Below are 11,134 nucleotides of genomic sequence, written 5' to 3'. Positions count from 1 at the left end.
TACCAAGGTTCCTTGTCACGCGGGATTGTCCGAATCAACTTACTCCGCTTCTTGGCCCAGTCTAACCCAACACACACAAAAATACCCACTGTTTGCTTTCAATCACTTGGGCCGCTTTCTTGATCCTGCCCGGCCGCAAAATAAAGGGTTCTGCTTGCACTTTGGAGGGTGGATGGTATTGAGCGCCCATCTGCCTGTAATCCAAAGGAACAACGCCCGTGGACCTGACTGCGCTGCGCAATGCCAATCCTGAACACTGGGACAAAGCTGCGGCCATCCGCACCTTGACCCTTGATGCCGTCGCTGCCGCCAATTCCGGCCATTCCGGTATGCCCATGGGCATGGCCGATGTTGCGACCGTGCTGTTCGAAAAGCACCTGAAATTCGACGCCTCGGCCCCGAATTGGCCCGACCGCGACCGGTTCATCCTTTCGGCCGGTCATGGCTCGATGCTGATCTATTCGCTGCTCTATCTCACCGGCCATGGCGATGTGACGCTGGAAGAGATCAAGAACTTCCGCCAGCTGGGCGCCAAAACCGCAGGCCACCCCGAGAACTTTCTGGTCGACGGGATCGAAACCACAACCGGCCCTCTGGGTCAGGGTATTTCGAACGCTGTGGGCTTTGCCATGGCCGAAGAAATCCAGCGCGCGCATTACGGCAAAAAGATCGTCGACCATTATACCTATGTGATCGCAGGCGACGGTTGCCTGATGGAGGGCGTCAGCCAAGAGGCGATCACCCTCGCCGGTCGCCATGAGCTGAGCAAGCTGATCGTCTTCTGGGACAACAACAACATCACCATCGACGGCACCGTCGACATTGCCGACCGCACCGATCAGGTGCGCCGTTTCGCGGCCTCGGGCTGGCATGTGATCGAGATTGACGGTCATGATCCGCAGGCCATCGACGCGGCCATCACCCAGGCGAAAAAGTCGAACAAGCCGACCATGATCGCGTGTGAAAGCCATATCGCTCTGGGCCACGCGGCGCAGGACACGTCGAAAGGCCACGGCGCGCTGACCGATCAGGAGCAGCTGAAAGCCGCCAAGGACGGCTATGGCTGGCCGCATGGCGCGTTCGAAATCCCGGCAGATGTGAAATCCGCATGGGAGGCCATCGGCACCCGCGGCGCTGCCGAGCGCGCTGCATGGGAAGAGCGTTTCGCGCAAATCTCTGAGCGTAAACAGGCCGAGTTCAACCGCGCTTATGCGTTTGAAGCCCCGAAGAAACTGGCCGGTGCGATCCGTTCGTTCAAGAAACAAGCCTCGGAAGAGCAACCGAAACTGGCCACCCGCGCCTCGTCGGAAAAGGTTCTGAACGTCGTTAACCCGATCATGACCGAGACCGTGGGCGGCTCGGCAGACCTGACCGGGTCGAACAACACCAAATCGGCCGATATGGGCGTGTTCCTGCCGGAAAACCGCAAGGGCCGTTACATTCACTACGGTATCCGAGAACACGGTATGGCTGCCGCAATGAACGGCATGGCGCTGCATGGTGGCATCCGCCCCTATGGCGGTACGTTCATGGCCTTCACCGACTATGCCCGCCCCTCCATGCGCCTGGCCGCGCTGATGAAAATCCCGTCGGTTTTCGTGATGACCCACGATTCCATCGGTCTGGGCGAAGACGGTCCGACCCATCAACCGGTCGAGCATCTGGCCATCAGCCGCGCAACACCCAACACCTATGTGTTCCGCCCCGCTGACACCATTGAAACGGCCGAGGCATGGGAATTGGCGCTGACCTTCAAGGAAAGCCCCTCGGTCCTGTCGTTGACCCGTCAGGGCGTTCCGACCGTGCGTAAAGATCACAAGACCAAGAACCTAGTTGCGCAGGGCGCTTATGTTCTGGCCGAGGCCGAGGGCAAGCGTCAGGCCATCCTGATCGCAACCGGCTCTGAGGTTTCGCTGGCGATGGAAGCAAAAGCGATGCTTGAGGCAGACGGTATCGGCACACGCGTTGTGTCCATGCCTTGCATGGAACTGTTCGCGCAACAGGACGAAGCCTATCGCAAACGCGTTCTGCCCGGTGGGCCGGTCCGCGTCGGCATCGAGGCCGCCGTGCGCGCCGGTGGCTGGGACCGTTGGCTGCTGGGCGAGCGTGGCCGCGAAGCAAAAGCAGGCTTTATCGGCATGTCCAGCTTTGGCGCATCCGCCCCGGCGGGTGAGCTGTACAAGCATTTCGGCATCACCGCCGAGGCGACAGTTGCGAAGGTCGAAGAATTGCTGGGTTAATCCCCACTGCAAATCACATTGAAAAGGCGGCCTCCTTGGTCGCCTTTTTTCTTTCCCGCACCCTCACGGGCCGGTGAGTCATCGTGACCGTATCGTGTCTTTCCTCCTACCCGCCACCCGCTAGGTCAGCCAAAGGCTTTCAGGAACAGGGAGAACAGACATGATACGCACCACCGCATTCGTATTGGCCACGATCGTCGCGGCCTCATCCGCCAGCGCCGAGGCTTTCGCGTCCAAAGATGAAATCCAAAACACCATGAGCGACCACACCTATCAGGGTGGCATGCTGTCGGGCGCATTCACCGAGTATTACGCAGCAGACGGCACGATCAAAGGCGATGGCTATACCGGTGTCTGGACGGCCACCGACAATGGCATGTGCTTTCAATACGGCACGGACCCCAAGAATTGCTGGGACCTCAAAATCGATGGGGCTGCCGTGACCCTATACAAGGATGGCAAGGTCGACGGATCGGGCGTTGTCGTGAAAGGCAACCCAAACGACTACTGACGCACCCTGCCCTTTGGCGAATACTTAGTGCTTTTTCAGCAATTTGGTCGCCAGGGGGATCAGGACGAATCCCCAGGCCAAGCCGAAAATGCCATCCATGGTGGCTTTGGCAATCCACTCAACAGCTGCTTCGTATTGCGCGGATACCATGTGGCCAAGCGCATAGGCCCAGTCATGGATATGATGGCCCAGCCAGCCAAAGCCCAGAACCTCCATCCCGTGAATGACAATCGATCCGCCCACCCACAACATGGCTGCCGTGCCAACAATTGACAGGGTTTTCATCACGCCCGGCATTGCCTTGACCAAGCCGCGACCTAGGCCCCTGCCCACAGGCGTTGGTGCGTTCTGCGCCAGAAACAGCCCGACATCGTCCATTTTCACGATCAACGCGACCGAGCCATAGACCGCGACCGTCACCCCGATCCCCACAACCGCAAGCGTGGCTGCCTGCATCCAAAGGTTCGGAGCCTCAATCGCCGCTAAAGCGATGGTCATGATTTCGGCCGACAATATGAAATCCGTCTTGATCGCACCCTTGACCTTCTGCTCCTCCAGATGGCCGGGGTCGCGTACATTCATGTCGTCTTCGATGGCCTTGCTGCCATGCGGGAAAAGGACATGAAAAATCTTCTCTGCCCCCTCAAAACACAGATACGATCCCCCCAGCATCAGCAAAGGCGTGATCAGCCATGGCGCGAAATTGGCCAGCAAAAGTGCGACCGGCAAGAGCAAAACGATCTTGTTAAAGATCGACCCGCGCGCAATGCGCCAGATGATCGGCAGTTCCCGCGCAGGCGCAAAGCCCTGAACGTATTTCGGCGTCACTGCCGCGTCATCGATGATCACACCCGCCGTCTTGGCCCCGGCCTTGCCCGCAGCAGCAACCACGTCATCGACCGAGGCCGCTGCCACCTTGGCGATCCCCGCCACATCGTCCAAAAGGGCCAACAGACCGCTCATCGCGCATCCTTTCCTGTCTTGCACCGTATGCGGACCCTACCCGATCCGTCAGCTAGCGCAAGCGTTAGCGCAACCGCCGCAGGTTTGCGCTAACACCTTAAAAATATGCCGCTTTTGCTCTTTTGAGATTCAGCAATCAGGGCTATATGGCCTGCATCGCAAGCGCATTTGGAGACGTCACATGACCATCAAGGTCGGTATCAATGGTTTTGGCCGCATCGGCCGCTGCACCCTGTCGCACATCGCCGCGTCAGGCCGTAACGACATCGAAGTGATCAAGGTCAACGCGACCGGCCCGTTGGAAACAACCGCGCATCTGTTGAAATATGACAGCGTCCATGGCCGTTTCCCGCGCGACATCGCCGTCAATGGCAATACTCTGGATTTGGGCCGGGGCCCGATGGAGATGTTCTCGACCTACGACATGAACGAGCTGGACTGGGAAGGCTGCGACGTCGTTCTGGAATGCACCGGCAAATTCAACGACGGCCTGAAAGCCAAGACGCATCTTGAGCGTGGCGCGGCAAAGGTTCTGCTGTCTGCCCCCGGCAAGAATGTCGACAAGACCATCGTGTTCGGTGTGAATCACAACACGCTGACTGCAAATGACAACATGGTCTCGAACGGGTCCTGCACCACGAACTGCCTTGCTCCGCTTGCCAAGGTTCTGGACGAAGGTATCGGCATCGAAAACGGCATCATGACCACGATCCACGCCTACACAGGCGACCAACCGACCCTGGATCGCCGCCACAGCGACCTGTACCGCGCCCGCGCTGCTGCGATGTCGATGATCCCAACCTCGACCGGTGCCGCCAAGGCGCTGGGTGAAGTTCTGCCGAACCTCAAAGGTCGTCTGGATGGCTCGGCCATCCGCGTGCCCACCCCGAATGTCTCGGCCGTTGACCTGACCTTCCGTGCCGGTCGCGACGTGACCGTGGAAGAAGTGAACGAAATCGTCCGCGAAGCCTCGCAGGGTCCGATGCAGCGTGTTCTGGGCTATGAACCCGCTCCGCTGGTGTCGACCGATTTCAACCACACCGAAGAAAGCTCGATCTTCGCGCCGGATCAGACCCGCGTTGTCGATGGCCGTCTGGTGCGTGTTCTGGCCTGGTATGACAACGAGTGGGCCTTCTCGGTCCGCATGGCCGATGTTGCCGTGGCAATGGGCCGGCTTAACTAAGACCAGTTTGAATTCTTGAAGTTTTTTGCCCGCTCAGGTTATCTGGGCGGGCATTTTCGTTCGGGGCCACCATGACCAACCAAATTGCTCTCTGGCTTGGCGCGCTTATCCTTGGCGCGGTCCTTTTGGACGTGCTGATCTTTGGACCCGAGCATTTGGTGTTCCTGGGCAAAAAGCTCTACTCCTTTCTGGATTGGCTCGCTTTCTGGCGCTGATTGAGGTTTTGCTTGACATTTTGACCGATCCCGTGATGTTAGCGCTAACCAAACTTGGCCGCTATTCGGACGGAGCAGAACATGACACTCAAATTGGCAATCAACGGTTTTGGACGGATCGGGCGCGGCGTTTTGCGCGCCGTGATGGAAAGCGGTCGCACAGATGTTGAGATCGTGGCGATAAACGATTTGGCCAAACCTGAAATGAACGCCCATCTGTTCGAATTCGACAGCGTACACGGCCGCTATCCGAACAAAGTGACCTTGTCCGAGGCCGGTTTGGATGTGGGCGCAGGCCCCATTCGTCTGACCAGCGAACGCGACCCCGAGGCGCTGGAATGGTCCGACGTTGACGTGGTTCTGGAGTGCACTGGCGTTTTCCGCACGCGCGAAGCGGCAGAGCGCCACCTGAAGAACGGTGCGAAAAAGGTCCTGATCTCGGCGCCCGCACGCGGGGATGGCGGGGTCAAAACAATCGTGTTCGGTGTGAACGACCATGAGCTGACGGCGCAGGATACCGTCGTTTCTAACGCCTCGTGCACCACGAACTGTCTGTCGCCGGTCGCAGCCGCTTTGGATGATGGTCTGGGTATCGTCCACGGCAACATGACCACGGTTCACGCCTATACTGCCAGCCAGCCGGTTCACGACACGGCGGGCAAAGACCCCTATCTGTCGCGCGCCGCCGCCTTGTCGATGATCCCTACCACAACCGGCGCAGCCGCTGCAGTAGGTCTGGTTCTGCCGCAACTGTCAGGCAAACTGACGGGTCAGGCGATCCGCGTCCCCACGCCAAACGTGTCGGTCGTTGATCTGGTCGCCGAAGTGGCGCGCCCCACAACCGAAGACGAAGTGAACGCGCTGTTTGTTGAGGCTGCGGCCAAAATCCCCGGCGTTCTGGCGGCAGAAACCCGCCCGCTTGTGTCGATGGATTTCAACCACGATGCCCACAGCTCGACCGTGTCGCTGGCCGAGACCAAAGTAACCGACGGCACGCTGGTGCGCGTGCTGGCGTGGTATGACAATGAATGGGGCTTCTCGAACCGGATGCTGGACACAGCCGCCGCGATGGGCGCGCTATCCTAAACGCTCTTTCAGGGCGTCGTTGACGCGGGGCGTGACGAATTTCGACACGTCCCCGTTCAACCGGGCGATCTCTTTCACAAGCTTGGATGCAATCGCCTGATGCCGCGCTTCGGCCATCAGAAACACGGTTTCTATCGAATCGTCCAACACGCGATTCATGCCAACCATCTGGAATTCATACTCAAAATCAGCGACAGCCCGCAAACCCCGCACAATGATCTGCGCGCCGACATCGCGGGCACAATCGATCAGCAGGTTCTCAAATGGATGTGCCACAATCTCGGTACCGGTCTGCTGGGACAGATGCGCGCATTCGGCCTCGATCATGGCCACACGTTCTTCCAATGAAAACAGTGGACCCTTGTCGCGATTGATGGCGACACCGATCACGAGCTTGTCCACCAGCGCCGAGGCACGGCGGATAATGTCGATATGACCCATGGTGATGGGGTCAAAGGTTCCCGGATACAATGCCACCCGCATCGCGCCCTCCTGCGCAATAAAATTTCTGCGCACGCAAACATAACTTGGATGCGGGTGCAAGTGGCCTGTGCGACGGCCGTAGCCGTCAATGACCCATAATCATGCCCTGCAGCGCGTCTTTTTCCATCGCGAGTTCCATCAACTGCGCCTTGACCACATCGCCGATGGTCACGATGCCCACCAGTTCACCGTTTTCGACGATCGGCATGTGACGAAACCGGCCCTCGGTCATACGGGTCATGATGTCCTGAACGCTTTCCTGCCGTGTGGCGGTGACCAGATCGCGGGTCATATAGCTGTCGACCGGCTGGTCCAGACAGCCGCTGCCGCTGGCGGCAAGCTCGCGCACGATGTCGCGCTCCGACAGGATGCCCATGGCGGTTTTGCCCTCATCCTCGGACACGATCACTGTACCGATCCGTTTTGCCGCCAAAATCTTTGCGGCTTCGGACACCGTTGCAGATGGCGGCACTGTCACCACCCCGTTGGCAGCCTTGGATGTCAGAATGGCCTGAACGAGCATGCAAAAAACCTCCGGATAATAACGTACTGTTTTTTAAAGCGTTGCCGGAATGGGCCCACCTGTCAAGCGTCAGCCTCGGCTTCAAGCCGCGCAACTTCGTCACGGATGCCGTGTGACAGCGCCTCGGCAAAGCGGTTCAGGCGTTCATTCCGTTGATCACCTTCGTGCCGGACAAGGTGAAAACTGCGGGTCAGACTGACCTGATCCGTCAGCAGTTTCCGCAGATTTGGGTGGAATGGCAGGGTAAAATCATGCGCAACACAGACCCCGGTGCCCAGCGTGACCTGCCGCAGCTGGACCGAAACCGAATTCGATGCAAGCGCAACGCGGTCAATGCCAATGTCGCTGAGGTAATCCAGTTCACGGTCAAAGATCATGTCGGGAATATAGCCGATCAGCCGGTGCCCCTTCAGATCAGCGACCGAGTGGATGGAACCGTGCTGGCGCAGATAGTCCTCGGTCGCGACCATGTGCAACTTGTAGTCACAGACACGTTGAACCAGCAGCTTGCCTGCGGTTGGCGCGCTGACAGTCAGGGCCATATCGGCCTCGCGCCGCGACAGGTTGATGACCCGTGGCAAGGCCAGTATCTGAATATCCAGATCAGGGTTTTCATCGCTGATCTTCGCGCAGACCTGCGGCAACAGGTAATTGGCGCTGCCATCCGGTGCACCGATCCGAATCTGCCCGCTCAGCGATTTGGTCGAGCCAACAACCGCCCCCGCCGCCGCGCGCATCGCCTCTTCGGCCTGTAGTCCGTGATCCAACAGACGTTCCCCGGCAGCAGTCAGCAGATAGCCTTGCTGAGACTTGGTGAACAGGCTTGTGTCCAGCGTTGTTTCCAGCCGCGCGATGCGCCGACCCACAGTGGCCGGGTCGATTTTAAGGATACGACCGGCCGAAGACAGGCTTTCCTCACGCGCGACGGCCAGGAAAACACGCATGTCATCCCAATTCGGGTTCATGATCGTCCTTTTGCATTTTTGCAAAGCTCTTTTGAGACATTGCCTCTGTTCGTGAGATTTCTGCAAGCCTATTCTGCGCGCAAATCTATCGGAGGAGTTTTCGATGCAAGACCTGACCCACTTTCTGAATGGCGAATATGTGGCCGGTTCCTCGGGCCGGTTTGATGATGTGTTCAACCCAGCGACCGGCGAGGTACAGTACAAATGCCCGATGGCAAGCGCAGCGGAAACCACCGCCGCGATCGAACAAGCCGCAATCGCGCAACCCGCCTGGGGCGCGACGAACCCGCAGAAACGGGCGCGCGTCATGATGGCCATGGTCGGTCTGATGAACCGCGACATGGACAAGCTGGCCGAAGCGCTGAGCCGTGAACATGGCAAGACCATACCGGATGCCAAGGGCGACCTGCAGCGTGGTCTGGAAGTGATCGAATACTGCATCGGTGCGCCGCAGATGCTCAAGGGTGAATACACCGACAGCGCAGGCCCCGGCATTGACATGTATTCCATGCGTCAGCCGCTCGGCGTTGTGGCCTCGATCATGCCGTTCAACTTCCCGGCCATGATGCCCCTGTGGCACGTTGGCCCGGCGCTGGCCTGCGGCAATGCCGTGGTTCTGAAACCGTCCGAACGTGACCCTTCGGTCCCGCTGATGCTGGCAGAGCTGTTTGTCGAGGCTGGTCTGCCCGCAGGTGTCTTCCAGGTCGTTAATGGCGATAAAGAGGCTGTGGATACCCTGCTGGACAGCGAGATCATTCAGGGCGTGTCCTTCGTAGGCTCCACCCCGATTGCGCAATATATCTATTCCCGCGCAACCGCGAACGGCAAGCGCGCGCAGTGTTTTGGCGGCGCGAAGAACCACATGATCGTCATGCCCGACGCGGACATGGATCAGGCCGCCGACGCGCTCGTCGGTGCGGGTTTCGGCGCGGCAGGCGAACGCTGCATGGCCGTATCGGTCGCAGTGCCGGTTGGCGAGGAGACCGCCGACGCGCTGATCGAAAAGCTGGTGCCGCGCATCGAGAAACTGAAAGTTGGCCCCTACACCGCAGGCGATGACGTGGACATGGGCCCGGTTGTGACCGGCGCCGCGAAAGAGCGTATTCTGGGCCTGATCAACTCGGGCATCGAACAGGGTGCCAAGCTGGTCGTCGACAATCGCGACTTTAGCCTGCAGGGCTATGAGGACGGCTTCTTTGTCGGACCGCACCTGTTTGACCACGTGACCCCGGACATGGACATCTACAAGCAAGAGATCTTTGGCCCGGTCCTGTCGACCGTTCGTGCAGGGTCCTACGAAGAGGCGCTGAAACTGGCGATGGACCATGAATATGGCAACGGCACTGCGATCTTTACGCGTGACGGTGACACCGCGCGTGACTTTGCCAGCCGTGTCAATATTGGCATGGTCGGTGTCAACGTCCCGATCCCGGTTCCGTTGGCCTATCACACCTTTGGCGGCTGGAAGAAATCCATGTTCGGCGATCTGAACCAACATGGCCCGGACAGCTTCAAATTCTATACCCGGACCAAAACCGTCACGGCGCGCTGGCCATCGGGCATCAAAGAAGGTGGCGAGTTCAACTTCAAAGCGATGGATTAAACCCAAACAACACAGAAAACCGGCCCAAATGGGCCGGTTTTTTTGTGTCTGGGCGTTCGGAACGGCGTCTTTTCGCACGCTTCACGATAAATTCAGGCCGCACCATCTGGAAAAACAGGTCTCACCTGAATATTTTATCGGCAAAATGTTTGAGTGAGCAGTTCCTGGACCGGAGGCCAATTTGTCGAAACCTCGTATGACCCGCCGCACCGCATTGTTGGGCGCGGCATCTCTGCTGGCAACGCCCGCGATCGTGCGCGCCCAAAGTCTGGATGCTTTCCCCACGGATGAAGAAGCGATCAGCACGCAACTGCCGGTGCGCCGAAACGTATCCTCGTTCTCGCAGCAGAACTGGCAGGATCACTTTGATGAGCTGGGCGCAGGTTGCCTGCTGGCCGACATCACCAGCCGCGCGGTCCACTACTGGGGCCCGGATGGAACTTACAAACTCTACCCAAGCTCGGTTCCCATGAGCGAAGAGCTGACCAAGCGCGGCTATACTGAAGTTGTACGCAAGCGCGAAAACCCAAGCTGGACACCGACCGCATCCATGCGCGAGCGTGACCCGAGCCTTCCAATCCGAATGGACGGCGGAGAACCCGGAAACCCGCTGGGTACGCGTGCCATGTATTTGGGCTGGCCAGCTTATCTGGTCCACGGCACCCACGACACGCGCAAGATCGGACGTCAAAGCTCGTCAGGTTGCATCGGTCTTTACAACCAACATGTTGAGGAATTGTATCCCCTAGTCCAGATCGGAACTCAGGTCCGACTGGTCTGAAACGCAAAGCCCCGGCCAAAAGGACCGGGGCTTTTTCTTGTCGAGGGGGCCTTATTCCGGCAGGATCACCGTATCGACCACGTGGATCACACCATTGCTGGTTTCGATATCGGCCTGAACCACCTTGGCGTCATTGACCTTGACGCCGTTCTTGGCATTCACGCTCAGACGGTCGCCCTGTACGGTCAGAACCTTGGCGCGCTTGCCTGCAATGTCGCCCGACATCACCTTGGCCGGAACCACGTGATAGGTCAGAATCTCAACCAACTGGTCCTTGTTTTCGGGCAGCAGCAGGGTTTCCACCGTGCCTTCGGGTAGCGCGGCAAATGCCTCATCCGTGGGGGCGAAAACGGTGAACGGGCCATCGCCCTTCAGCGTGTCGACCAGACCAGCCGCCTGAACAGCGGCCACAAGGGTTTCAAACGACCCGGCCGATACGGCAGTATCCACGATGTCAGCGGCCTGAGCTTTCATCGGCAGTGTCAGGGCCAGTGCGGCGGCGGCACCCATAAGTGTACGACGGAACATAACTGTGAACTCCTCTCCAGTTGGTTATGAAAAGGGGTACGGGGCCTCATCAC

The 11,134-nt window shown here is 58.8% G+C and carries 12 protein-coding genes; 7 read left to right on the top strand and 5 right to left on the bottom strand.

Annotation, left to right across the window (positions count from 1 at the left end):
* The first annotated feature begins 218 nt into the window (after nucleotides 1-218).
* On the top strand, nucleotides 219-2,240 hold the full coding sequence (gene tkt / locus ACR0J5_RS05185; protein ID WP_480651063.1) for a transketolase: 2,022 nt from the start codon (nucleotides 219-221) through the stop codon (nucleotides 2,238-2,240).
* 160 nt (nucleotides 2,241-2,400) lie between these two features.
* Nucleotides 2,401-2,751: a hypothetical protein gene (locus tag ACR0J5_RS05180; protein ID WP_480651061.1), complete on the top strand. Its 351-nt coding sequence runs from the start codon at nucleotides 2,401-2,403 to the stop codon at nucleotides 2,749-2,751.
* A 24-nt stretch (nucleotides 2,752-2,775) separates the two neighbouring features.
* Here the strand turns inward: ACR0J5_RS05180 and ACR0J5_RS05175 are convergent, their stop codons facing one another.
* The gene (locus ACR0J5_RS05175; RefSeq protein WP_480651059.1) at nucleotides 2,776-3,714 is read right to left on the bottom strand and encodes a DUF808 domain-containing protein; all 939 of its coding nucleotides are present in this window, start codon (nucleotides 3,712-3,714) and stop codon (nucleotides 2,776-2,778) included.
* 181 nt (nucleotides 3,715-3,895) lie between these two features.
* On the opposite strand from ACR0J5_RS05175, the gene gap (ACR0J5_RS05170) reads away from it, so the two are divergent.
* The 3 genes from gap (ACR0J5_RS05170) to gap (ACR0J5_RS05160) all read left to right on the top strand — a co-directional run bounded on the left by gap (ACR0J5_RS05170) (nucleotide 3,896) and on the right by gap (ACR0J5_RS05160) (nucleotide 6,198).
* On the top strand, nucleotides 3,896-4,897 hold the full coding sequence (gap, locus tag ACR0J5_RS05170) for a type I glyceraldehyde-3-phosphate dehydrogenase (RefSeq protein WP_480651057.1): 1,002 nt from the start codon (nucleotides 3,896-3,898) through the stop codon (nucleotides 4,895-4,897).
* A 71-nt stretch (nucleotides 4,898-4,968) separates the two neighbouring features.
* Complete coding sequence (locus ACR0J5_RS05165) at nucleotides 4,969-5,112, top strand: hypothetical protein (protein WP_480651055.1); 144 nt, start codon at nucleotides 4,969-4,971, stop codon at nucleotides 5,110-5,112.
* Nucleotides 5,113-5,193: 81 nt separating this feature from the next.
* Nucleotides 5,194-6,198 carry a type I glyceraldehyde-3-phosphate dehydrogenase gene (gene gap, locus ACR0J5_RS05160; RefSeq protein ID WP_480651053.1) on the top strand — a complete coding sequence of 335 codons (1,005 nt, stop codon included), beginning with the start codon at nucleotides 5,194-5,196 and terminating at the stop codon, nucleotides 6,196-6,198.
* Here the strand turns inward: gap (ACR0J5_RS05160) and coaD are convergent.
* From coaD to ACR0J5_RS05145, 3 genes are all read right to left on the bottom strand, one after another.
* Entirely contained in the window at nucleotides 6,190-6,681 is a 492-nt protein-coding gene (coaD, locus tag ACR0J5_RS05155; protein ID WP_480651051.1) for a pantetheine-phosphate adenylyltransferase, read from the bottom strand. The genes gap (ACR0J5_RS05160) and coaD overlap by 9 nt on opposite strands.
* A gap of 85 nt (nucleotides 6,682-6,766) precedes the next feature.
* Nucleotides 6,767-7,204 carry a CBS domain-containing protein gene (locus tag ACR0J5_RS05150; RefSeq protein WP_480651049.1) on the bottom strand — a complete coding sequence of 146 codons (438 nt, stop codon included), beginning with the start codon at nucleotides 7,202-7,204 and terminating at the stop codon, nucleotides 6,767-6,769.
* Nucleotides 7,205-7,266: 62 nt separating this feature from the next.
* Nucleotides 7,267-8,169, bottom strand: coding sequence for a LysR family transcriptional regulator (locus tag ACR0J5_RS05145; RefSeq protein ID WP_480651047.1), 903 nt, complete (start codon nucleotides 8,167-8,169; stop codon nucleotides 7,267-7,269).
* Nucleotides 8,170-8,272: 103 nt separating this feature from the next.
* Here ACR0J5_RS05145 and ACR0J5_RS05140 point away from each other — a divergent pair, with 103 nt between their 5' ends.
* Both ACR0J5_RS05140 and ACR0J5_RS05135 read left to right on the top strand, forming a co-directional pair.
* Nucleotides 8,273-9,772, top strand: coding sequence for a CoA-acylating methylmalonate-semialdehyde dehydrogenase (locus ACR0J5_RS05140; protein WP_480651045.1), 1,500 nt, complete (start codon nucleotides 8,273-8,275; stop codon nucleotides 9,770-9,772).
* A 196-nt stretch (nucleotides 9,773-9,968) separates the two neighbouring features.
* Complete coding sequence (locus ACR0J5_RS05135) at nucleotides 9,969-10,553, top strand: L,D-transpeptidase (RefSeq protein WP_480651447.1); 585 nt, start codon at nucleotides 9,969-9,971, stop codon at nucleotides 10,551-10,553.
* Nucleotides 10,554-10,604: 51 nt separating this feature from the next.
* Here ACR0J5_RS05135 and ACR0J5_RS05130 read toward each other — a convergent pair whose 3' ends face one another.
* Nucleotides 10,605-11,081, bottom strand: coding sequence for a fasciclin domain-containing protein (locus ACR0J5_RS05130; protein WP_480651043.1), 477 nt, complete (start codon nucleotides 11,079-11,081; stop codon nucleotides 10,605-10,607).
* Nucleotides 11,082-11,134 lie beyond the last annotated feature (53 nt).

The organism is Ruegeria sp. BE1 (assembly GCF_056538885.1).
Note: the sequence above shows the minus strand (reverse complement) of the source record. Positions and strands in the feature narration are given on the sequence as shown.